Origin of the sequence: Legionella steigerwaltii (genome assembly GCF_001468065.1) — a bacterium.
GTDB classification, from domain to species: Bacteria; Pseudomonadota; Gammaproteobacteria; order Legionellales; family Legionellaceae; genus Legionella; species Legionella steigerwaltii.
On record NZ_LNYZ01000005.1, the window covers coordinates 1 to 25,207 of the forward strand.

Genomic DNA, 25,207 nt, shown 5'->3' on the forward strand with positions numbered 1-25,207 from the left:
TACTCATCTCAACAAATTGATTTAGTCAAAAGCGCGTAGAATATCACATAAAATCAATAACTTTTAGACGCCAGGGTAATAACTATTACAAACCCAGACTTCCGTCCAAGAATAATGTCAATACAGGTTGCAACAACACGCTCTCCTAAGGGACAAGACTTAGATGAAATGAATAAACGAGCACACGACTTAGGATTAATAGCAACTGACAGTAGAATTTTAACAATAGAAGATGCTTCTACTCTGATGGGATCCGCTAAATATCGAGAGCTTGCTGATGGATACGAGGCGACAGAAGAAACGATGGTATTAAAAAGTGCTCCGAAAAATATACCCGTTGGCTCCCCAGAACTCATTGAATATGCAGCTTCTCAAATCCATGCATGTACTGCAAAAAAACCAGTTGTACCACCAAGTGCCGACAGTTCACTGCAATTATAAACTTAATATAGCCTGGGTGAAACAAAGTGAAACCCGGGTTTGGTCCTGAAGACCTTCACCAGGCTACCTTTCTGGATACCGTGCATAAAAGAGTTAAACACTTTCCGTCGATGATTCTTTTATGCTTCGATTAAGCCCTGATTCTCCCTGCTTAAAATGTTTTCTACACGTTGATAAATACATATCATTACCGCCTATAACAACTTGTTCACCCTCAGTGATTACATCACCATGAGCATTTAATCGTAAGTTCATTGTTGCCTTACGGCCGCAATGACAAATGGTTTTGAGCTCAACAAGTTCATCTGCCCATGCCAAGAGATATTGGCTTCCCTCAAATAGTTCCCCACGAAAATCGGTACGTAATCCATACGCAAGAACAGGAATCCCAAGTTCATCGGTAACTTCCGTTAATTGATGGACTTGTGCACGTGTTAAAAACTGGGCTTCATCAACCAAAATACAGGCATATTCTGTTTCTTGGGCTAAGACTTGTTGATACAAATCATCATTTGGATTAAAAATCAAAGCTTGTTCAGATAAGCCAATACGCGAATGAACTGTGCCATATTGATAGCGATTATCTATCGAGGGCGTAAACAACAAGGTATTCATTCCGCGCTCGCGATAATTATAACTTGATTGCAAAAGAACGGTGCTTTTCCCTGCATTCATTGCTGCAAAATAAAAATAGAGCTTTGCCATAGGATTTCAGTTTTTTTGAACTACACACATCATACCTAAATCATCTATCGATGATCTACCATGTTAGCTAAATTCATAATGTCATAATTGTAGCCTGGGTGCAGCGCAGCGAAACCCGGGTTTTCAAAACCTGAAAAAACTTCTTAATCCCGGGTTTCGCTGCGCTGCACCCAGGCTACCACTAATTCAGTAAATCGATTTTGAACTTATTTTTTGGTATAGTACAAAAAAATATTTTTTCCTATGAGTACTTACAATAGAATGGAATAACTTCCGAATATTGCATGAGATAATTATGAACGCAAAAATAAAAAACTTATTTGTCGCATTTATCTTAATGAGCATCACGTCCATAAGCCAGGCAGATGTTCTGCTTAAAGATACCCTGGGCAACACGATTCCTTTTTCATCGTTAAAAGGGAAATGGGTGCTTATTAATTATTGGGCAGGCTGGTGTAAAACCTGTATTGATGAAATTCCCGAGTTGAACCGTTTTTATCGAAAACATGAAAATGATCCTGTCGTCTTATTCGCAGTCAATTACGATGGACTTCCAATACACAAACAAAAAAAGCTCATTCAAAAATTCAATATCCTCTATCCCTCGCTCGCTTCCGATCCAGCACTTGCTTTAGGGTTAGGTGATATTATTGGCGTACCGGTAACGTTTATTATTAATCCACAAGGGGAGCTTGTTGATACGCTCTATGGTGGCCAAGATATTAAAACCTTAGATACTGCAATAGAGAAGGCATAAATCATCGTAGTTGTAGCCTGGGTGCAGCGCAGCGAAACCCGGGGTTTTTGATCTTGAATAAAATGTCTCAGTCCCGGGTTCCGCAGCGCTGCACCCAGGCTACAAGTAAAAATCAAGAATTCTCATGCGCAAACAAACGTTGTTTTTGATCTTGAGTAATACGAATCTTCAACAACCAATCACCGTTTTCATTATGCGACTCGCTTAAAACAGAACCTAATTCGTATAGTTGTGCGCGTAATTTTGCCTGAGTCGCTTTAAGGATTACATTCTCAATAAGAACTGTCCCATGCAATTGGGTACTAATTGCTTCTTTAAGTAAATCCAGCCCCAAATTTGATGCAGCGGAAATCCATACTTTGCATTTCTCTTCCTGATAATCGACCTTGGGCGTGTACCCTTCTTTTAAATCAATTTTATTGAATACCAGAATTACAGGAATATCATGCACCCATAACTCATCTAAAACCTGTTGTACTGAAAAAACGTTATCGCGCCAATGAGGATCAGAAATATCGATCACATGCAGCAATAAATCCGCCTGTTGCGTTTCTTCTAAAGTTGCACGAAATGCCTCTACCAATTGATGGGGTAAGTCACGAATAAATCCTACTGTATCGGTTAAAATCACCGGGGAAGATCCAGGTAAATTGAGTTGACGCATGGTGGGATCCAAAGTAGCAAACAGCTGATCCGCCACATAAATGCTTTCACCAGTCAATGCATTAAATAAAGTGGATTTACCCGCATTGGTATAACCCACTAAAGACACGGTAAGCAAAGAAGCTTTACGCCGAGCTTGACGGTTTTGATCACGATTGCTGCGTACTTTTTCCAAACGCTTATTAATGTATTTGATGCGTTCTCTCAATAAGCGACGGTCTGTTTCCAATTGAGTTTCACCAGGACCTCGTAATCCGATACCCCCTTTTTGTCGTTCCAAATGGGTCCAGCCACGAATTAAACGGGTTGATAAATGCTGTAATTGCGCCAACTCGACTTGCAATTTTCCTTCAAACGTTCGCGCACGCTGAGCAAATATATCGAGGATCAAACCACTTCGATCAACCACACGACATTCAAATAAACGCTCTAGGTTTCGTTCTTGTGAGGGGGATAATTCATGATTGACGAGCACCAATTCTGCATCAAGCGCTTTAACGAGCTGCGCAATCTCTTCCGCCTTACCTTTACCTATATAAAACTTGGCATCTGGGGTTGCTCGCGTCCCTAAAACACAATCCAATATTTCCGCGCTCGCTGAAAGAGCTAATTCTTCAAATTCCTGCAATGCCTTATCGGTATCAATTCCTGGTAGTGTCAATTGCACCAATATCGCTCGTTCACCACCTTGAGGACGTTCAAACACTAACTTATTCTCCGAAAAAAAAGTTTTTTTATTGCTCCAGTTAACTCGAACTGTTACCTAGAGCTTACACTCCCATACCCACAAGGAGCGAAAGGAATAAGTATTATGGCAAAAGAGAAAAAAAAACACTATTCAAGAAATGGAGAAAATCCCTCTGCTATTCTCTCTAAAAATAGAAATAATGAACCACAAGGACACATTATTTTACAACAAATTCAGGGTCATTAACTGGATCCTTCGACGGGTTACCCAGTTCCATACGCTCCTTATACTCTTTCGTGATCTTCTTAGTATCTTTCTCGCTAAGAGACTCGTTTAAATTACGAACTTCTTGACCCGATGTGGTCCGAGAGAAAAAGGTTGTTCCCTTAGTGGCGCGACTTAGTTTTGTACAAGAAATAAGATTTAAAGCCTCAGCCAAAGTCTCTAAAATGGCTGTTATCCAAGATCGCCGACGCACATCAACAACAGACAACATATTCTCAGAAGCCTTCGCAATTTTAGCTTCGAAAACTTTGTTAGCCATCGGTTTTGTCTGATGATCAAAGACTACCTCATATAAACCTCTTCGATAGTTTTGCTCTTCCGCTGCAAATGCCCTAGTTTTTGCTTGAGCATCCTCTGATTTTTCTTGTTCCCAGCGAGAGGTTACTTTCGTGCAAGCCATTTCAATTTTGGATAGAGAATCCCTAAATTTTTCGCCTTGCACATTATTATTTAAATACATACTAAAAACCTCTTTGCCAGCCTTCTGAAGGGAACAAAGGGTTTCAATCATTTTAGCTTTAGATTCTGGGGTGATATTTTTATCATTTATCGCGGCAATTTTAGACAAAACTTCTCTGAAATTTATTGCTGTTTGGGTATCGGTAAATGCCCAATTAATAGCTTCTTTATTTTTTAAATTAAGCGCCAATAATATATCCATGGCTTTTGATTTTGGGTGACTTTGATCTAGTAGTTGCGGGGTAAATATAGCACAATCGACATGGTTAATATTTGCATCAATCATAACCCTTAAGCGTCTGTTGTCTAATATAACTTTAGTTTCTTCTACACTAATATTTAATTTCGCTGATAACATAGCTTTTAGGTTAGGGAAATCACAGAATTTATTAAAGTAGGAAATCTGCTCTGGGTCTGTAAACTGATCATATTTGTCTAAGTGTCCTAACTCGCACAGATTGTAGGCACACATAACTCGCTGCGCATTATTTTCCTTGATAGGCACAATCTCTGTGAGTTGATTAAACTGCTCATTTGTTAATTCAACAATAGGTAGTTGAGTAAATTTTTTATTTAATGCGTCTATCTGCGACTTATCTTTCGTTATAGTCAAAAGCTTCTTATCTGCAGGGTTAAAATATAAAAGACCATTTTCTTCGGTAAGAATATAACGTGAACTTGTGTATGTGCTTAGCTCATCCCGTGTAGGAGCTTTTGGCATCTTAAAGAAACCGCATGACTCTTCACCCTCACTTACAGGAGGTAAATTAAGCACTATTTTTTTAAATTTTTCGCCTTGTTCCCCGTCACGTAAATACAGGCTAAAAACATCTTTGCCAGCCAACTGGACCGAGCAAAGGGTTTCAATCATTTTGGATTGTGTTGCTAGTTCAATTGTTTCATTTCCATGGATCGCAAACAAAATTTTTCTAAAGTTTTTTGCTGCAGGGGTATCAACAAACGTCCATTGGTAGGCTGTATTATTTTTTAAATTAAGCTCCAATAATATATCCATCGCCCTTGACTTCTCGTGATGAGGATTTAACAATTGCCGGATTTGGGCTTTAGAAGCAAAAGTGTTAGGTTCAATATTTGCGTCCATCATAGCTCTTAAGCGCTTATTGCCTAAGAAAGCTGTAGTTGCTGCTACACTAATCTTTAATTTCTCTCGTAACACATCTTCCAGATTCTGATACGCCATAAATTGGTTAAAATAAGATGCTAACTGATTATTATCAGCAAGCTTATGATATTTTTCTATATGTCCAAACTTATAAAGATGGCCTGCCAGTTTAATGTGTTCCTCATTGTATTCTTTAATAGGAACAATATCTGTAAGTTGTTTAAACTGCTCTTTTGTTAATTTATCAATAGGTAAATTGGTAAATTTTTTATTTAATGATGCTATCTTTGACAGATCTTCCGATATAGTCAGAAGCCTCTGACCTGTATAGTATAATAGTGCCTTATCAGTAAGAATATAACGTGGAGTCTTGTTGTTTAACTCGTCCTGTCTAGGAGTACCGTCCGTCTTAAAAAAACCGCAGGACTCTTTACCCTCGCTTATCGGAGGTAAGCTTAGCACAATCGCTCTAAAAGGCGGACTTTCTAAAACATAACCATAGTACTTTTCACCATTAACACTATTTTCGGCAAGTTTATGAAAGCTCGCTTTCACCTCTGAACGCAACTCCTTATCCTTATTTTGATAATGCTGAGATGGGAATTCTCGCAGCTTGCGTGCAACTTCCGTGGTGCCAAAATTTGGCGTAGGCGAACCCTTTAGAAATTCAAGAACCACATCTTTGAATTCTTCATGCTTAATGTCGGGATGTTTAAATAAAAGTTCTATTGCCATTAACACGACTTTGGGCTGTAGATTGGCACCTTTAAGCCAAAGTAGTTGATCATTTACATTTTTAAATGTTTGCTCGCTTGAAGATAGTTTACTGAACTCTTCAAAAAATTTAACCGCTTTATCACTATCAGTACTGGCCATTAACCTTAATATATCGATTCCCTGATTATCCCTGGATAACATTTGCTTTAACAATACGTTACTATTAGGAATCGCGACAAGCTTATGAAACACGTTCAAAAATTCGTTGTTATCCTTTTTAAACTTACCAAATGCCCCCAGAACACCTATTCGATCCAGATCAATGGCCAATTGATATAAAGCTTTTTTTCTCTCAGGATTTGTTTCTTTAGTAATCGTCTGAAGTTTCTTGGCCAGTTCATTTTTTGGATTGAGGATTTTGTCAACCAGATCCTTATCGACCGCGATATTCGCAGCAACTAATTCGTTCAATAAGGAATTTTCTAATATCAGTTTACATGCTGGAACATCATTGGCGGCTAGTTTTTCAACCAAAATAGCTTTTAATGCTGTATTTTTTACAAACTGATTAAATGAGCTTACCCAGCTTAAGTTAGTAGATAATTGGGAAAAAACTGACAAATAGCCTAGGTCAAGCAAATTTTTGGCCAATTCAATACGTTTTTGGTTGTCTTGAATTTCTTTCTCTTCTTTCGCGGAGTCTTTAGCGCCTTTAACGCCTTCTTCAGCGCCTTTAACGCCTTCTTCAGCGCCTTTAACGCCTTCTTTAGCGCCTTTAACGCCTTCTTTAGCGCCTTTAACGCCTTCTTTAGCGCCTTTAACGCCTTCTTTAGCGCCTTTAGTGCCGAAAATATCAACTATCTTTCTGAATTCCTGCGATCCTAGAGCCAGCTCATATGATTTAGAATCTGATATTTTTAGCGCATCGAGTTTTGTAAGAGTTTCTTGAACTGAATTTAATGATTGACTATTGTCTAAATTTACAGATAAAAATTCAATCAGTAATTCCGGTTTAATTTTTTCAATTCCTGGGGTTTCATTTAAAAAACTAATCAACTTTTGATATTCTAATACTCTATCTGGATATGTTAATAAAAATTGAACAGTTAATGACAAAATATTTTCATTCTTAAATTTATATTGCACTACTTCTTTAGCAAATTGATTAAGTTTCTCCAGTTTATCGAGAGGGTTGGGGTCATCCAGAATTAATTGCATTAATACATTTGCATTCGTGCATTTGTGAATTAAGCGTAAAAAATCGATCCCTGTTTTTTTTTCTAAAATTAATCCTAACAAATCATGATTTTTAGAATCACTCGCCAGTCTGTTAAAAAAATCAATGAATTTCTCTGATTCACCTTCAAGTAGAGAAAATCCATCTACATGGTTTAATTGATGTAGGTTAAGCGCCAAGTCTATATATAGACTTTTTTGCTGTATTTTGACGTTATCCAGAATGGAGGTCAGTATTTGATATAACTCACTCTTCTCATTAAGACATGCTTCAACTTGCTCCAGGCTTAATTTCATGCCCATTGAGTGTAAAGCGATTAAACAACGATTTTTCATGATATCTGAAGCATGTTTCTCAATAAAACTCATCCACTTTTCATCATCATCAAATTTTTCGTGTTCAAGAATATGTCCTGTAAATAATGCATGAAATATATTAGCGTGTTCTTTTATATTTCCATTTTCATCAACAATGCTACCTATTATTGCACTTATAGCCGTTGAGTCTGCTGCTTTTTGCAAAACAGACAACTGCTGCATGCCACCAACCGTAACTTTGTCCGAGTTATTTGGTAAAAAATTGTTTGGATCTATTGAAGACAAGACGCAAGCATGACGCTTCTCTGGTGGCAAATGGGTATCTTTAGCTATTATAATCATCCATTGATCCGGTCTACCTTTTCGATAAAGAATTGTTAGACCTGAAGGGCTGTCTTTGGAATCAATGTACGCAGCACCTACGTTTATAACTTTGGGAGTATCCTCGCCCCTCTCTGGATCATTTAGGTCATAAAAGGGCATATCCCCCAATAGAAATTTTAAATTTTCACCATACATGTCACCTTGCATATAACGATTTCTAATTGGGTCAAACGGGTCCTCTTTCTCCGGTTTCGGTAAAAAATGTTCTTCCATCTTTTCCCTAATTTGGTGTACCCGAAACATTGGCACTCGCGGATATAAATCGATCTTTATTTGATGATTAGTTTCTTGAACATCTCTTTTCAACATGCTCCCTAAGCCGAGGGCTTTGTAGAGATTCTCAACTGTATCGTCAAGATAATAAAGTTGAGGTTCAACCTTAGACATAGACATAGACCCACTCCTGAATAAAAATCATCAAATGTGATCAGTTTATGACTATTATTATAGAATAAAATTTATTAACACAGCATTAACTGTTATTACTGTTTAGCGAGGGGCCATCAATAAACCTAGATGGAGCAATAAGCAATGCAAATTGGTTCTGTATACTTAGGTCAGGCTTGTAATTACTGCCATTAGGTGAAATTCCCTTCTCCGCGCGGGGAGAAAGCACTCGCTAGAGCGGATGAGGGTCCTCACCCCTCGCCCACAAATGGGTGAGGGGAATTCTTAACGTAATGGTAAGTTCGCGGCACGTCCCATTTTTAGCTTTCCACAGCCCCTTCATTCCCAGAATCTTCGTCTTCAACAGGCATTTTTATGGCGCGTGATGGAACAACTGTAGAAATCGCATGCTTGTAAACCATTTGTGTAATCGAATTTTTCAGCATCACCACATACTGATCAAAAGAATCCACAATACCGTGTAATTTAATTCCATTTACCAAAAAAATGGATACAGGCACCTTTTCTTTACGTAATTCGTTTAAAAAGGGGTCTTGTAATAAATGAGTTTTAGACATTGCCCACTCCTTATTGTTATTGTATTTTTAAAAGGCAAAACATGCATCTGATCACTTATTCGACATTTTTTCGTAAAACTTTAGATTAATTTCATGACAGTTCGGTTTTAATCCGTTAATATAGTTTGCAAATTTAACTCTGAAGTTAATAAAAGGAATTTCGGTTTAAATCCAGTGAGTCTTTCTGCAATTCGCTAGCTTGAGTCCAAATGCTGTGATTTTAGAGCACCGAAACGTAGCATACATGAAGTATGTGAGTATCGGAGCACATAAAATCGCGGCATTTGGGCCAAGATAATAGAATTGTAAACAGACCTAGCCGAAAGAAGACAAAGGAGAAAAATGTTTATTATTTTTGATTAGGAGTAACTCCTTTGTATAATGGTTCAGTTAATGGCGTCAAATTAAGCCTTCTAACCACATGTAGCCTGGGTGGAGGCGAAGCCGTAACCCGGGGAAACCTGCACCAACAAAACCTGGGTTCCGGCTTCGCCTCCACCCAGGCTACAGGGCTACGATTCCTTAAGTTAACATCATTAATGGTTCAGCACTCTTTCTCATCTTAAATTAAGGAGGATTAAATGGCATTTACTTATGAACAAATAATTGCACTAGAAAATCCCTATGAACAACTGAGCAATAGTGATGCATTGGCCGAGAATGCGAAAGTACTCGATGCATTAAACAGTAAAGAGCAAATTGCCATGGCGACAAAGATAATTGCTGCTTGTCCGGAAGCAAAATTCAAACAATACGGCCATCATATTAAAGCATTAGATAGCTTAACTAAACGTGAGGGGGCTTTCCACGACGTCATCACTGAAGCATACCAAGTAAGACAACGGATTAATTCCTTACTTGACCCTCGAAATAAATCACCCCATGCTTTATTTTTAGCGAAGGAATTTAATCCTGCGCCCTTCCATCAATTTAGCGCGCTTACCAAACAAGTCTTAGAAAGTAATGAGTCAGCAATTGCAGAACGATTAGCCTTGTGTGCACCGAAACAGGATCGCAGTCAAATAGCTCATAATCTAGGTATTGCGTTCCCTAAGAGCGTTCTTACAGAAAAAATTCATCATGCATTTATGTTGCGTGGGAATATAGAACGGTTGTTATTAAGCGATAATCCAGAAAAATTTTTTACCAGCCGTGATTATAATGCGGATACCTGCAAAATGTTCGCCAATATGTTTCGTACCTTATTAAATGGCCATGAAGAATCCGTTGGCGAAAAATTGTGTGCTTTAGAATCTACTAGCCTATCAGCAATTAAACGTGAGCTAGACTTACTGCACACCGAAGCATTTGATGAAACCAGTCCATTTAAATTAATTGCTGATGCCATCAGTGCAAAAGAAAGCTCTGTGCAAAAGAAAAATGGCTCTCAGGCCAGTAATCCAAATGGCTTTTTATATAAAAGATCGCCAACACCTCCACTGAGTGTAAAATCGCTGTCTCTGGAGCAATTTGAATCGGGTAGTAGAGAAGCTGACGACGAAAAAGAACTCTCTCATGGTGAATCATCTGAGAAGGAAGAGGAAGAAGATGTTGAAGAATCTTATTTCACCCCGTTTTAAACACGCCCGCCCTTACAAAGTAAGGGCACTTTATTTTGATCCTTAATTTCAAGAGAGATATTAATGACACAAGAAAAACTCACTGTTGCATTAGTGCAAGAAAAATGGCATGAAAACCCTAAAGAACATCAAGACAAATTGGCGTCCGGAATTAATGCCGCCGCCCAGCAAGGAGCGGCCATTGTTTGTTTGCAAGAGCTTACCCTTAGCCCTTATTTTTGTACGCGCTCGAATGTAGATCCCACCCCATTTATGGAAGATATTCATACAGGCCCTACAGCTCAATTCGTCAGTCAAATGGCAAAAGCACATCATATTTGCATCACCGCCTCACTATTTGAAAAGGCAGGTTACAATACGGCTGTGGCTTATAACAATAAGGGAGAGCTTATTGGCGTAACCCGAAAACAACACATCCCCAGCGGGGAAAAATACCATGAAAATTTCTACTTTAAACCTGGAGATTCCGATTACCCAATCCACCTGGTTGCGGGACATAAATTGGGTTTACCTACCTGTTATGATCAATGGTTTCCAGAATTGTCACGAATTTACGGTTTAAAAGGTGCGGAAGTTTTGGTTTATCCCACTGCAATTGGGGGCGAACCTACTGCTCCTGAAGTCAATACGCAACCCATGTGGCAAAAAGTTATGGTTGCACAGGGAATCATGAGCAATACTTTTATCATTGCAGCCAATAGAATTGGATGTGAAGACGGACTAGAATTTTATGGTAGCAGCTTCATTAGTACACCTATGGGTGAAATTTTAGCTCAAGCATCTCGAGATAAACCTGCAGTATTAGTCGCCGAATTAGACTTTGGACAACGTGCATTATGGGGAAGATTATTTCCTTTTGCACAGCAGCGAGAGCCTTCTACCTACCATGACCTTGTAAAACCACGTTAATGCCTTTGGAAAATCGACATATGAACGCCAGTGTATCACCTGAAGAAAATTTATATAACATCAACAACTGGGGTGAAGGATACTTCAGTATTAATGCTCAAGGGAATATCGAAATAAGCAAGGCGCCGGGGAAGCCTGGTGTTGAGCTGCAAGCCATTGTGAATGAGGCGAGCAGAGCGGGGCTCCATTTGCCGCTGCTTATCCGTTGTTCTGATATTCTGCATGACCGTGTGCACCGTATTTACGATGCATTCACGCAAGCCATAGAAGAAAACGAATATACAGGACACTACAAACTGGTTTACCCCATTAAAGTAAACCAAGAACAAAGTGTGGTTCGAGAGTTATTGAAATCGCCCAATCACTCTATAGGGTTGGAAGCAGGTTCGAAACCCGAGCTCATGGCAGTAATTGGCATGCTGAGCAACCACCAACACGGTACGATTGTTTGTAACGGTTATAAAGACAGTTATTACATACGCACGGCGTTAATCGCTCAGCAAATGGGGCATAAGGTCTTTATTGTTATTGAAAAGATATCTGAACTGGATATTATTTTAAAAGAATCTGCACGCTTAAAAGTAAAACCCTCTCTTGGTGTTCGTATCCGTTTAATTAGTAAAAGCGCCGGAAAATGGGAACACACCGGTGGCGTCAAATCCAAGTTTGGCCTTAATGCAAAGCAGGTACTTGAGTTAGTGAATCAATTAAAAGCTCATAATATGCTTGATTGCCTACAACTCATGCATTGTCATCTGGGTTCACAAATTGCCAACATTCATGATATTCGCCATTGCATGCAGGAAGTATCTCGGTACTATGTCGAGCTACGCCAATTAAATGCACCCATCGATACGATTGACGTTGGTGGCGGACTCAGTGTGGATTATGAAGGAACGCATTCAAATCAAGGCTGCTCTATGAATTACAGCATCCATGAATATGCCACACATATCCTCCTTGCCATTCAACATCTTTGCCACGAAGCAAATGTCCCTGAGCCCAACATTATTTCAGAATCTGGGCGCGCATTAACAGCACATCATGCTGTTTTAATTTCTGATATTAGCGATATAGAGATCATTAATAAATCACCCTCTCTTCCAGAAATCACTGACGAAGACTCACATGTAATCCGTGATATATACGATACCTATCACTCCATTACAGCAAGCTCACCCATTGAGATCTATAACTATGCAGAACACTCATTGAATGAAGCACATTCTTTGTTCAAGCATGGGGTGATTAGTTTGCAGGAGAAGGCGAAAGTAGAGGCATTCTATACCAATATATGCATGGAACTTAAAGAACGCCTCAATGTAGAGAACCCCACTGAAGAAACTTTATTAGCAAAAATTAATGAAGATATGGCGGTTAAGGTATTTTGTAATATTTCATTTTTCCAATCGATTCCGGATGCTTGGGCTATAGGTCAAATTTTTCCAATCGCCCCGATTTCGCAGCTTACAAAAACACCGGCGATGCACAGTGTGTTGCAAGATTTAACCTGCGATTCAGATGGCACCATTAAAGAATATCTTGGTAGTTCTTGTGTCAACTCAACGTTAATGCTTCCTCCGTACGATAGTAACAATCCATACTCATTAGGGTTTTTCTTGGTAGGTGCTTATCAGGAGATATTGGGTAATTTGCATAATTTATTTGGCGATACCAATTCCTTGGACGTCAAGCTCTCTGACGATGGGCAATTTGAACTCAATGACTTGGTTAGTGGTGATACAGTAACTAATGTCTTGAATCTCGCTCATTTTGATACAAAAAAACTAGTTCAATCTTATGAGAAACAATTAATTCATGCGGACCTACCTAAGGAAACAACGCTTTTGTATTTGAATGAATTAAGAAGCATTTTTTCTCAATTAACCTACTTAGATGAACATATTCGGAGAAGATAAGATGACGCCAAAACAAAGCGGATTTTTCATGCCAGCTGAGTGGCATCCTCATGAGCGTTGCTGGATGGCGTGGCCTTGTCATCTTGAAACTTGGTCTAAAGTCGGTTTAGAAAAAGCACGAGTGGCTTATGCACGGGTTGCTCAAGCCATCGCACAATACGAGCCAGTAACCATGCTGGTCAACCCAGGAGATGAGGAATCAGCCAAAAGTTTATGCGGTGATGGAATTACGCTGTTTACCTTAGCCATTAATGACTCATGGACCAGAGATACGGGGCCTACTTTTTTGTTAAATCAGCAGCATCAATTAGCTGGGGTTGATTGGATTCATAATGCCTGGGGTGGTAACTATCAAGACTGTGCGCTGGACAACCAAATTGCAGGGGCAATCTTGAAGCAAACCCATGCTTTGACCTTTTCGGCACCTTTGGTTATGGAAGGTGGTTCATTTCATGTAGATGGTGAAGGAACCATACTCACTTCACGTGAATGCCTGCTTAATGAGAACCGCAACCCCAATCTCAGCCAACAAGAGATTGAAAGTTACCTGTTTGATTTCCTTGGTTGTCAAAAAATTATTTGGTTAAACAAGGGATTATTAGGGGATGAAACGGATGGTCATATTGATGAAATCGCTTGTTTTGTTGCCCCAGGAAAAGTGCTATGTCTTATCACTCATGATAAGGAAGATCCCAACTATGCAACCTTGCATGAGAATCTGGATATTCTTAAATCAACGACTGATGCAAAAGGGCGAAAGCTAGAGGTTTATACTGTGGAGCAACCACCAGCAACCTATCTTGGTGGAGAGCGATTAACCTTATCCTACATTAATTTTTACTTAGCAAATAAAGGAATTGTTATGCCTGCTTTTGGTTATGAGAAACACGACAAAGCAGCTTACCAGTTATTCACGCAATTATATCCTGGTTATCATATTACGCAAATTGATGCGCTGGATGTATTTGCTGGAGGAGGGGGTATTCATTGCATTACCCAACAGGAGCCAAAGAGGCTCTAAGACAACACGCACTACTCTTTGAGACATTTCTTACACTTTGTTGCTCTATCCACGCAATGACAACAACAGCCAAAAAGCTATACTGTAACTCAAAGGGATGACACGGATACGTCTGACAGGAAGTCAAACTAAGGGACCAGTACATGGGATGTACTCTGCTGCAAGGATGCAGCACGCTAAACGCTTAATATATCTTATTTCTCCATAAGAAAAAAAATCTCTCTTCCTTCCAGGGTTGGTATGAAGAGAGATTTTCTATTCTAAGCACGGTATTGCAGATGTAGGCCGAGCCTTGGCCCCAACACAAAAAACACGATAATGCGCACATAAGGAAATGCGAGGCCAAGGCCTAACACTGCAATACTGTATCGGTAGCGATGTTCTTGGCTTTAAACGCGCGGTGATTTCGCCTGCTTTCTTCTCAGAAAATTCTTTGACAAAGTTTTTGACGAAAAGCACTCTTGATTGAGTCTAGAACTCAACCAAGAGTTAGGTTTTACTTATTACGCAGAGGAATATCTATCAGTTGATAATTTGGTAAGTCTGGGATCAAACTTCCGAGCTCTGGAGAGCCTAAACCAGTTACATAGTCATAACCATCTTGTGCTGTGCAATAGTAGCCACAATCTCCGTTATTTCCATAATTAACGTCGTTAAAATTATAATAATAATTTCCAGCTGGATTGGCTGCGGCATATAATATGTTAGCAAAGTTGCCACCATATACAGTCGCATTCATAGAATTTGCAACTGCAATAATTGCAGCCCATTGAGGTGCGCCCGCGCTGGTGCCACCGACAACAGTCCAACCCACCCCTCCATCACCGGGAACTGAACTATAAACCGAGAATCCCGTTTCTGGATCAGCGTTATAGGCTACATCAGGGACCCCACGCATGTTATTTGATTGTGGAATTGGCAGGTTTTGTTGGTAAGCAGGCCATGTTTCAACAGAACTTACTCCACCACCACTCCCAGACCATGCATCTTCGCCTTGATAGTTTCCATATGAGTCTACATATAAAGTAGTTCCACCTACGGCCAAAACATATGGAGATGATGCGGGATAAATTGTTCCTGCACCGCTGTCTCCAGAAGAGGCAGTAAAGGTTACTTTGGGATTGTTGAATAGTGCGTCATAGGATGTTTGTCCGGCAAACTCACTGCCTCCCCAACTCATTGAAACAACTGTAGCACCACTATTTACAGCAACTTGCACCGCTTTAAATAAACTATCCATGCTGTCGTCTGCTGCTTCGACTAGAATAATTTTTGCTGCAGGAGCCATAGCATGAGCCCACTCCACATCTAGAGCAATTTCACCAGCCCATCCAGCATCTGTATTTGGCTTTTTACCGCTTGCATAAATCTTTTTGAAACAACCATTAGCGGTAGTACATGCGGGTAAACCAAATTGCTTTGAAAACACACCTAAATCTGCTTCAATTTTAGGATCATCAAATGCATCTACGATCGCAATAACTTGTCCTTGGCCTTGTGAACTAAGAGAATTAAAACCATAAGCCACACTTACCTGGCTTGGAGTTAATCCGGAAGGCATAATATGTTGAACGTTGGGTTTATAATGGATTGGATGATGTGCTATCCCTGGCGCTTTTGGCAAGGCATAAGCTTGCACACTCATTAAACCTAATACAACTGGCGTAATTAGAAGTTTAAATGGCAACCCATTTAGTTTTTGTTTCATAACATCTCCTTATATAGTTAAATCCTTTACAACCATAAATCTACGATGTACTTGAATACAGAACAACAAATTAGTTACTAAACTGCTTATCAACTTGGCTTGGTTTTACAAAGACTGTCACATTCCATAAGTTGTATTATGGTTATCATGCATTTGATGGTGACAGATATCCTGTCATAGGTGATATCATTTGTCCAGAAATGTTTTAAGAAAACATATTCCCTTGATTTATAAGATTTTTTTACTTTGAAGATGGTGAATTTAGCTAATGATTTGTTTTGAAGAATTTTGCGTGATCATTCATATGAAATGACCACGCGAGAGACTTTAGACGTCAATATTTTCTGCTTCTAAAGCATTACTTTCAATAAACTCCCTTCGAGGTTCAACATTATCACCCATTAGCGTGGTGAAAATAGCATCCGCAGCAACTGCATCTTCAATACTCACTTGCAGCATACGTCGCACTGCGGGATCCATTGTTGTCTCCCAGAGTTGAGCTGGATTCATTTCTCCAAGACCTTTATAACGTTGAATAGCTTGGCCTTTTTTCGCCTCGTCCATTAACCAATCTAAGGCTTGCTCAAAGTTTTCTACAGCTAATTCTTTTTCACCCCGTTTAATATAAGCACCTTCTTCCACAAGGCTTGCTAATTTAGACCCCAGATTAACTAACTCTTTATAGTCTTTGGAATAGAAGAACTCAGCATTCATAGGGATATAGTTCTCCATTCCATGCTGAGTAACAATAATTCGAGGTATAAACTGATTCGTATCTGCTGTTGAATGCACCTCTACTTGATATTGTTCTGTTTTGCTTCCAAGTTGTTGCATGCTTGAGTGTAATTGTTTACACCAATTTGCTATTTTTTCTTGTTGACTAAAATCTTCATTATGCAGCATGGGTAAATAGGCTACACGCTTCAAAATATCAGTAGGATACCTTCTTTTATAGCGTTTGATTATTTTCTCGGCGCGTCGATACTGCTTAACCAACTCTTCCAAAGCCATTGCTGTAATTGGAGGAATATCTTTTCCGGGATAGAATGCTGCACCATCTAATGCGCTTTGTGTTAAATATTCGAACAAAGCTTCATCATCTTTCACATATTGCTCTTGTTTTCCTCGTTTTACCTTATACAATGGTGGTTGCGCGATATAAATATAACCACGTTCCAACAATTCGGGTGTCTGCCTGTAGAAGAACGTAAGGAGTAAAGTTCTAATATGTGAACCGTCGACGTCAGCATCGGTCATGATGATGATGCGATGATAACGCACTTTATCTGGATCATATTCATCAGGCCCTATACCACAACCTAAAGCGGTAATCAGGGTAGCAACTTCTTGAGATGAAAGCATTTTATCAAACCGTGCTTTCTCTACGTTTAATATTTTTCCTTTGAGCGGCAAAATTGCTTGAAATTTCCTATCACGCCCTTGTTTTGCCGAACCGCCTGCTGAGTCTCCCTCAACGAGATAGAGCTCTGATAAGGCAGGATCTTTTTCTTGGCAGTCAGCGAGTTTTCCAGGCAATCCTGCTATATCTAACGCACCCTTACGACGCGTCATTTCTCGAGCTCGCCGCGCCGCCTCTCTTGCACGCGCAGCGTCAATTATTTTACCGACAATCGCTTTCGCACTGGATGGATTTTCCAGTAAGAAATCATTAAATTTTTCGGCAACACTAGATTCAACAGCGGATTTTACCTCAGAAGAAACAAGTTTATCTTTCGTTTGTGAGGAAAATTTAGGATCGGGTACTTTAACAGAAAGAACGGCTGTTAGTCCTTCACGAGCATCATCTCCCGTTGGTGACACTTTAGCTTTTTTAGCATAACCTTCACTTTCAATGTAATTATTTAGAGTTCTGGTTAATGCAGCTCTGAAACCAGCCATATGTGTTCCACCATCACGCTGTGGAATATTATTTGTAAAGCAATAAAGTGTTTCTTGGTACGAGTCATTCCATTGCATTGAAAGCTCAACAACAATATTATCTTTTTCAGCGGTCATGGAAAAAACAGTTGGCATTATGGCATTTTTATTTTTATTGAGATGCTCCACAAATGCCATTATTCCACCTTCATAATGAAATGTGTCTTGTCTTTGTGAGCGTTCATCGTATAAGTGAATGCAAACACCTGAGTTTAAATAGGATAATTCTCTGAGGCGTTTTGCTAAAATATCATAATGAAATTCAATGTTTGAGAATGTTTCAGCACTTGGCTTGAACCAAATTTGCGTTCCAGTAGTAGTTGCATCGCCTGTTTCTGCCATTGGGGCATCTGGAACTCCATTACGATAATGTTGCTCATGTATTTTGCCATGACGACGCACTGTTAGATGTAACTCTTCTGATAAAGCATTAACTACGGACACACCTACACCATGTAGTCCACCGGATACTTTATAAGAGTTGTCATCAAATTTACCCCCTGCATGAAGAATGGTCATAATCACTTCAGCGGCTGATCGCCCTTCTTCTTTATGAATATCTACAGGTATTCCTCGCCCATCATCTTTAACAGTGATTGATTCATCTGAATGTATGGTTACAAAAATCTCTTTGCAATGGCCTGCCAGTGCTTCATCTATAGAGTTATCTACAACTTCAAAAACCATGTGGTGTAGACCGGTGCCATCATCAGTATCACCGATATACATCCCTGGTCTCTTTCTTACCGCATCTAAACCCTTTAGGACTTTAATATTATTTGAATCGTAACTGGCATCAACGCTCATTAGGAGGTCCTCTTAACCCTTTCGTGGTGTTCTATTCTGAATACTTTATCATAGCATATTTTGGGCTTTGTTTATATCTCATCGAAGATCTTTACGTAATGTAGATTGAAGTGCATGATGAAATATATTATCTATGAACTATAGACTCATAGTGCCCGGTCTTTCATCCCATAAACCATCAATTTGTTTTGTTTCACGTGAAACAATTATTGCTGAGTTAATGTACCGTCATCCATTTGAAAAATTAAATGCTCCTCTGAGGAAATAGTTGAAAGCAGCACATCGGGGTAAGCAGTTGAGGTAATTACATATTGACCTGCTCGTTTTGATAAGTAGGACATTAATCGAGTTTGATGATGCTCATCAAGCTCTGCAGGCAGATCATCAATCAGATATAAACAATCTTGTTGCAACAAGTTTCCTTGTGCTAAACGTAATGCAAACAAAATAATTTTTTGTTGGCCACGTGATAATACTTGCTTGGCTTTGTTTTGATTTACCTCTATGAGAATATCTGCTTGATGTGCACCAAATTGAGTATAGCTTTTTTGGCTATCACTGGTAAAACTTTCTTCTAGGATATGCACTAACTCTTTTCCAGTATTTTTTTTATCCCAGCCCTTAGAATATATTATCTTGCAATCAAGCGGACTTAATTCGTTTAAAACGTCAATAAATGCCTGCTCCCAACGTGCAAAATATTCTTCTCGTAGTAGATGCAGTTGATTAGCCAATTGACTTAACTGCTTATCCCAAGGAATGAAATGAGCATAAGGGGCATGCTGCCGCAAAAGAGCATTGCGTTGTTTCAGCACTCTTTTATATTCTTTCCAAATAGAAAGATAATTATGTTTCACGTGAAACAACCCCCAATCCAGTAAGCTTCGGCGCACTGAAGGGCCTGCATCTATAATTTGAAAAATATCGGAATAAAAAACCTGACAAGGCAATGCATACGCCAATTGGCTTGTAGTGGAGCAAAATTGATTATTCAACTTGATTTGAGTGGGTTCAGAATCAGATTTTTGAATACTGATTGTTTCATGTTGTTGCGCACGAGCAAACACCACTAAAGAAGACTCATCATATGAGATAATCGGAGAGATTTCACGAGAGCGGAATGAATGGCCGCAGCTTAAAAGGTACAGCCCTTCGAGGATCGATGTTTTGCCACTTCCATTTGGCCCAAATATAAAATTAAATCTCGGACTTAAGCTAAGTTGTACCGAAGAGAGATTACGTAAGTGATGAATTTTTAATTCAGACAGAATCATATTTTCATGGGCATAATAATATATTGATAATTATCATCATCTAATGACTCAATTAAAATACTGCTGTCCGTATTCGATAAGGATAAACGGATTTGTCCCTCCCCAAAGTGAGAAAGCACATCGAGTAAGTAGGTTGCATTCAAGCCAATTTTTAACTCATCTCCTTGAGTTTCAGCAATTAAAGATTCAACTGCTTCTTCCTGTTCGTTATTGTTAGCAATTAAAGTCAACATGCCCGGTTGTAGATGAAGCATAACTGCTCTAGATTTTTCATGAGCCAAAATAACAATGCGCGACAAAGAACGTTTAAGCACAGAACAATCAATAACAATCTGCTTGTCTTGATTTTTAGGAATTGCTTTATTGTAAGGAGGAAAACGCGCCTCGATTAATTTCGATAAAAACACAAACTGACGAGATACTAATTTAAAATGTGACTTACCCGCAGCTAATAAAACTTCTTCATCATCAATACTGGTCAGAAGCCGTAACAACTCTTGAATCCCTTTTTTCGGCAGCAATAATTTCTTATCATTAGAATTGGAGCACTGATGACGACAAATAGCCATTCTATGCCCATCAGTAGCAACGGCAGAAATAAGATTAGGTTCAAAATCAAGAAATAAGCCATTAAGGAAAACGCGTACATCTTGTTGCGCCATTGCAAAATGAGTCGATTGCAACAATTTAAGCAAAACCACGCGAGGAATAGTTAACTCTACTTCATTACATTCATCTTCACTAAGAGGATAACTATCAGCAGGTAAAGTCGCTAGCTTAAATGAGCTACGTCCTTGCTTAATGGTTAAAAGGCCATTATTGACAATCACGTTAGGGCTGGCTTCGTCATCTAAAGAACGGATAATATCGATAAATTTTTTAGCAGGTACCGTAATACTTCCTGCCTGTTGTCCAGACTCGCAAGCAACTTGAGCAGAAATTTCAATCTCTAAATCAGTAGCAGTAATGTTCAATAAGCCATCCGTCAATTTAAAATAAAAATTCGACAAAATAGCTAAAGATTGCTTTTTATCTACAGCACCAGCAACTGTAAGGATTGGGGCAAGCAAGTCCTCTTTTTTAATCGCGAATTCAAACAAGATAGAACTCCATATTTACCTAAATAACGAAAAAAAATCGCTTCATCGACACCTCCCACAACTCACTTTTAAGTTAAGGAGCTGAACCTCATCACTACGTCCCGCGACCTGTTCGTGGGATCAAGTGATATAACAGATTCCTGGATCCCGCGAACAAGTCGCGGGACGTAGGCAAGAGAATAGGTCTTAAGAAGACAAAATACGCATTAAATTTTTATAATCTTCAGCAAAATCACTGTCATCCTGAATCAATTCCTTAACCTTTCTGCACGCATGAATAACCGTTGTATGATCACGACCACCAAAATGATCACCAATTTCAGGCAAGCTGTGATTGGTTAATTCCTTACTTAAAGCCATAGCCATCTGTCTAGGCCGAGCAATAGAGCGGCTGCGCCGCTTTGATAATATATCAGCCACTTTGACCTTGTAATACTCAGCTACCGTCTTTTGAATATTTTCGATCGTAACCAATTTATCCTGTAGCGCTAAAAGATCCCGTAAGGCTTCATGAACAAATTCAATAGTAATTGGTTTGCCTGTAAAATGAGCGTTCGCAATAACCCTGCGTAATGCACCTTCTAACTCTCTAACGTTAGAACGAATCCGTTTCGCAATAAAAAAGGCAACTTCATAAGGCAATTCTATATTTGACTGCTCTGCCTTACTGATTAAAATAGCAACTCGAGTTTCAAGCTCAGGCGGTTCAACCGCCACAGTTAATCCCCAGCCAAATCGGGATTTTAAACGTTCTTCCATCCCCTCAATTTCTTTAGGATAACGATCACTCGTTAAAATAATTTGCTGTTGCCCCTCTAATAAAGCATTAAAGGTATGGAAAAATTCTTCTTGAGACCGGTCTTTACCTGCAAAAAACTGTATGTCATCAATAAGCAATGCATTTAATGAACGATAAAAACGTTTAAATTCATTGATTGAATTGGTCTGAATAGCCTTCACCATATCCGCAACAAAACGCTCAGAATGAAGATAAAGAATTTTGGCATCAGGATTATTCTTTAGTATGGCATTACCAATTGCATGCATCAGATGTGTTTTTCCTAAACCCACGCCCCCATAAATGAATAATGGATTGTATGCATCACCAGGCCGCTCCGCCACCTGCATAGACGCTGCTCGAGCCAGCTGGTTGGAATTACCTTCGACAAAGCTTTCAAAAACAAATTTTTTATTCAAGTGGCTGCTCTTATAATCAACCGCTTTTTTAGGTGCAGTCTTAACTTCTGTAGGGCTCGTTGGCACAGATGCTTTTACTTCAGATGAAAAAGAACCCGAAGAACTTGAATCAGAGTCGGTGCTGGAAACCTTGCTCCCGATTTCGATAGAAATTGATTTAATCTCATCACCACAAAATTGCTTTATCAATTCTTCGATTCGAGAAAAAAAATGTTTTTTTACCCAATCAACAACAAATCGATTCGGTGCAAATAAAATTAAACGTTGATCGTCTGTATGAGCCTGTAAAGGACGCAACCAGGTATTAAATTGTTGAGCAGAATATTCATCCTGTAACAGTCCTAAACATTTTTGCCAAACAGATGCTGACACAACATAACTCCTCATCAAAGAAGGGTGGTAAAAAGAATATTAAAACTAATTATCCACAGCATTTAAATATGCCACTGAAAGTACCTGGACAGCAAGATAATTAAGCATGAAAATTACTTCACATGAAGCAAAGAAAGAAACCTATTCAGTTCACTAAGGTGCTGCTGCAAGCAAATTATACTCAGGCTTGAGGATAAAGAAAAGTTATCCACAGAAAAAAGTGTGGATATTTTTATAACTCGAGTTCGAAAGAACTATTGTGAACTCGCTAAATAAACGATATCTCATAAATAAATAGGATTTATATGAAATCTCGTTTCAAAAGAATAATCAAGTTCGACGTGAAAAATACTTGAATTCGCATTGAAAAAAGGGATATTCAAGAAGGACTATAAACATTTACTTCATCTTGTGCACTGCTGGAAAAAGATTGATTCATATTAAAAAAAGATAAAAAAGTTAATTTAGGCTTCTTATCGCTTGCACGGTTAATAAAAGAATTGGGGAAAATGGGTTGCTTGATAGGTTCAAATGATCTTTTTTCTTTACTTTGCTCTTTTAAGGACAAGAAGGGATAGCATAATCTTGTATTTAAATCACGTTCCATTGTTGCCTTGCTTAATTGACTATGCATATTTTTTATCGTTTGATTTAACTCATTCTTTTTAAAATCGTCACTCGATTGAATAATGGCTTCAGAAGCCATTATAATCCCACTAATTAATGCAACTGTTAAAATACCCCATCCTAATAAAGGAAATGCTGCAAAACTTGAAAACAGCCCCATACCTGTCAATAATCCTGAAACTCCAGCACTACACCCTGCTATAGGACCAAAAGTACCTACAAAAGCAAAAAAAGAAGGAACTATCTTTTTGGATAAGGGAACAGAATGTTGCGATACATTATGAACAATATGCTCTAATATAACTTTATTATTTGGGATAGCTTGCTTTAATTTATATTCTTCATAAAAAAGCGACAGAATTTGGCATAAAGGGGAATTAGGACTTTCGCGCGCTATTTTATTAAGGTCCATGATTAGTATTCTTGCAAATACTTCATTAAAATCTGCCGTACATTTTTCATACAGCGCGTAATTATCAATACTGCTTATATACTCCTGAATATCTGTTAATAATTTTTGTTGATTTTTATCTAATTGCGCTTGGAAAATTTCCTCATTCTTTTTCATTTCTTGATATGAAAAATAAAAAATAGGAATACCCACAGCAAAAAATAAAGAAATTGAAATAATCCCAAAAGTTAAAGAAAAAAAACTAGCGACAGCCCCACCGAGTACACTAAATACAATACCATACAATGGCCATGCAACACCGGCTCCTGATCCAATAGCATTCAAAGCAGATTTGAGAAGTTTCATGAATGTCCCAATAATTTAGAATCATTAGGTAATGAAAACAGCTCAAATGATTCATATTGTACTTTGTAAAGAACTTTATCTTAATTTGCAAATCCTACGATACTGTTAACGACCCATTGATTTGAATTGCCTTTTCCTGTTGAGCCTGATTTATTTGCTCCCTATCCGATTTTGGATTTTGAATCACTGCAAAAAACGACGGAGCTCTGAACAGATTATAAAAACTCTTTAACACGAGAGCGTTTTTAACTGTCACATCATTATCAGCACGATTTTGAGCTATGGAGGGAACTTTTTGTAGATATGAGTAGCGAACCCGAGCTTCCATATCCCCCTTTAAATCTTTTTCCCAACATGGATTTGCGGTAATTTGTCGGTCGCAACCCAACACAATTAAAGTTGATTTTTTAAGAATCTCGCCGGGATTTAAAACATATTTTTGCATTTGATGAGATAATTTTTTTACTAGCTCTGGTTGTTTAAGCCAAAAAGCAGCAGTGAGTAAAGGGGAGTTTGCACCGTGAGCAAGCGTTACCCTAGGAACATGATAGCTGCTGGTACAAATAACTAGATTTGGCGAACGAGTTAAGTTGTAGGTTTTGCAAAAATGACTCCAGTACGTATCAAGAAATCGGCTCAAGCCAAGAACTTGCCCTAGAGTATTGTCAAACGGAATCGCATCAATAATAAATAGCTCAGCAGGATACCCATTGAACTCCCCTTTTGTTCTCAATATGTTCCTCAGTTCCTCATTTTGTCGCTGAACTCCATTGAAATAAACATAAACGGGTTTAGTAATACCCTTATTTCGATTGTTTTGCGTGCATTGCTTTGCAATATTAATTCCATATTCCATTCGACGAACCGTGTCGGTCTCATCGTATTCATTTTCGCATAAAACGAACTTATCCGCTGCCACCTCTAAATAGCTACCTGAAAATCCACTGCGTCCGGAAAGAATCACCACCATATCCGTATCTTCTAATGACACATGTTGTGCATCAATCGCCTCAGCGAGCGCATATTCCGTTGTAAGCTCATTGGGATCAATGGGAAACTCTTTTGTTGAGGCAGCGGGTTTTCCTAGCGCGCCCAAAATAGCTTTTGTAGATAGTCTCATGTCTTGTATTTTTTAGTTTGTTTTGATAGATGGAACTTTACCAGAATAGATGAACAGATTACATGTGATAACAACATATAATCAACGCCTTAAATTTCCCATTCGAAAAACCATTATTAAGCTTAAGAAAAGTAAAA

18 protein-coding genes are annotated in these 25,207 nt (G+C 38.8%); 7 read left to right on the plus strand and 11 right to left on the minus strand.

All coding sequences use genetic code 11. The annotated features are described in order from the left end of the window. The first annotated feature begins 114 nt into the window (after positions 1-114). Complete coding sequence (locus Lstg_RS03350; protein WP_058476259.1) at positions 115-441, plus strand: hypothetical protein; 327 nt, start codon at positions 115-117, stop codon at positions 439-441. Positions 442-534: 93 nt separating this feature from the next. Here Lstg_RS03350 and Lstg_RS03355 read toward each other — a convergent pair whose 3' ends face one another. Beyond that, positions 535-1,146 carry a thymidine kinase gene (locus Lstg_RS03355; protein ID WP_058476260.1) on the minus strand — a complete coding sequence of 204 codons (612 nt, stop codon included), beginning with the start codon at positions 1,144-1,146 and terminating at the stop codon, positions 535-537. Between the two features lie 295 nt (positions 1,147-1,441). Between Lstg_RS03355 and Lstg_RS03360 the strand changes: the two genes are divergently transcribed. After that, on the plus strand, positions 1,442-1,903 hold the full coding sequence (locus Lstg_RS03360; protein ID WP_058476261.1) for a TlpA disulfide reductase family protein: 462 nt from the start codon (positions 1,442-1,444) through the stop codon (positions 1,901-1,903). 112 nt (positions 1,904-2,015) lie between these two features. Here the strand turns inward: Lstg_RS03360 and hflX are convergent, their stop codons facing one another. Further along, the gene (hflX, locus tag Lstg_RS03365) at positions 2,016-3,272 is read right to left on the minus strand and encodes a ribosome rescue GTPase HflX (RefSeq protein WP_058476262.1); all 1,257 of its coding nucleotides are present in this window, start codon (positions 3,270-3,272) and stop codon (positions 2,016-2,018) included. A 105-nt stretch (positions 3,273-3,377) separates the two neighbouring features. Between hflX and Lstg_RS18095 the strand changes: the two genes are divergently transcribed. Beyond that, positions 3,378-3,500: a hypothetical protein gene (locus tag Lstg_RS18095; protein WP_274519317.1), complete on the plus strand. Its 123-nt coding sequence runs from the start codon at positions 3,378-3,380 to the stop codon at positions 3,498-3,500. On the opposite strand, the gene Lstg_RS03370 is transcribed toward Lstg_RS18095, so the two are convergent. After that, positions 3,472-8,169 carry a hypothetical protein gene (locus Lstg_RS03370; protein ID WP_058476263.1) on the minus strand — a complete coding sequence of 1,566 codons (4,698 nt, stop codon included), beginning with the start codon at positions 8,167-8,169 and terminating at the stop codon, positions 3,472-3,474. The two genes, Lstg_RS18095 and Lstg_RS03370, sit on opposite strands and share 29 nt — an antisense overlap. Positions 8,170-8,483: 314 nt before the next feature. Next, positions 8,484-8,741 carry an RNA chaperone Hfq gene (hfq, locus tag Lstg_RS03375; protein ID WP_058476264.1) on the minus strand — a complete coding sequence of 86 codons (258 nt, stop codon included), beginning with the start codon at positions 8,739-8,741 and terminating at the stop codon, positions 8,484-8,486. A 581-nt stretch (positions 8,742-9,322) separates the two neighbouring features. Here hfq and Lstg_RS03380 point away from each other — a divergent pair. The 4 genes from Lstg_RS03380 to Lstg_RS03395 all read left to right on the plus strand — a co-directional run bounded on the left by Lstg_RS03380 (position 9,323) and on the right by Lstg_RS03395 (position 14,170). Next, positions 9,323-10,321, plus strand: coding sequence for a lpg0008 family Dot/Icm T4SS effector (locus Lstg_RS03380; protein ID WP_065235597.1), 999 nt, complete (start codon positions 9,323-9,325; stop codon positions 10,319-10,321). A 63-nt stretch (positions 10,322-10,384) separates the two neighbouring features. Then, the gene (locus Lstg_RS03385; protein ID WP_058476265.1) at positions 10,385-11,230 is read left to right on the plus strand and encodes a carbon-nitrogen hydrolase; all 846 of its coding nucleotides are present in this window, start codon (positions 10,385-10,387) and stop codon (positions 11,228-11,230) included. A gap of 20 nt (positions 11,231-11,250) precedes the next feature. Continuing rightward, entirely contained in the window at positions 11,251-13,149 is a 1,899-nt protein-coding gene (speA, locus tag Lstg_RS03390; protein WP_058476266.1) for a biosynthetic arginine decarboxylase, read from the plus strand. A 1-nt stretch (position 13,150) separates the two neighbouring features. Next, the gene (locus tag Lstg_RS03395; protein ID WP_058476267.1) at positions 13,151-14,170 is read left to right on the plus strand and encodes an agmatine deiminase family protein; all 1,020 of its coding nucleotides are present in this window, start codon (positions 13,151-13,153) and stop codon (positions 14,168-14,170) included. A 496-nt stretch (positions 14,171-14,666) separates the two neighbouring features. Here Lstg_RS03395 and Lstg_RS03400 read toward each other — a convergent pair whose 3' ends face one another. The 7 genes from Lstg_RS03400 to Lstg_RS03430 all read right to left on the minus strand — a co-directional run bounded on the left by Lstg_RS03400 (position 14,667) and on the right by Lstg_RS03430 (position 25,070). Next, positions 14,667-15,878, minus strand: coding sequence for a S53 family peptidase (locus Lstg_RS03400; protein ID WP_058476268.1), 1,212 nt, complete (start codon positions 15,876-15,878; stop codon positions 14,667-14,669). Positions 15,879-16,205: 327 nt separating this feature from the next. Then, complete coding sequence (gene gyrB, locus Lstg_RS03405; RefSeq protein ID WP_058476269.1) at positions 16,206-18,623, minus strand: DNA topoisomerase (ATP-hydrolyzing) subunit B; 2,418 nt, start codon at positions 18,621-18,623, stop codon at positions 16,206-16,208. 206 nt (positions 18,624-18,829) lie between these two features. Then, positions 18,830-19,897: a DNA replication/repair protein RecF gene (gene recF, locus Lstg_RS03410; protein WP_058476270.1), complete on the minus strand. Its 1,068-nt coding sequence runs from the start codon at positions 19,895-19,897 to the stop codon at positions 18,830-18,832. Next, positions 19,894-20,997 carry a DNA polymerase III subunit beta gene (gene dnaN, locus Lstg_RS03415; RefSeq protein WP_058476271.1) on the minus strand — a complete coding sequence of 368 codons (1,104 nt, stop codon included), beginning with the start codon at positions 20,995-20,997 and terminating at the stop codon, positions 19,894-19,896. The genes recF and dnaN overlap by 4 nt, the downstream gene beginning before the upstream one ends. A 186-nt stretch (positions 20,998-21,183) precedes the next feature. Next, positions 21,184-22,566: a chromosomal replication initiator protein DnaA gene (gene dnaA, locus Lstg_RS03420; protein ID WP_058476272.1), complete on the minus strand. Its 1,383-nt coding sequence runs from the start codon at positions 22,564-22,566 to the stop codon at positions 21,184-21,186. A gap of 379 nt (positions 22,567-22,945) precedes the next feature. Beyond that, entirely contained in the window at positions 22,946-23,950 is a 1,005-nt protein-coding gene (locus Lstg_RS03425; protein WP_058476273.1) for a hypothetical protein, read from the minus strand. Between the two features lie 94 nt (positions 23,951-24,044). Continuing rightward, entirely contained in the window at positions 24,045-25,070 is a 1,026-nt protein-coding gene (locus tag Lstg_RS03430) for a hypothetical protein (protein ID WP_238585363.1), read from the minus strand. Positions 25,071-25,207: the final 137 nt, after the last annotated feature.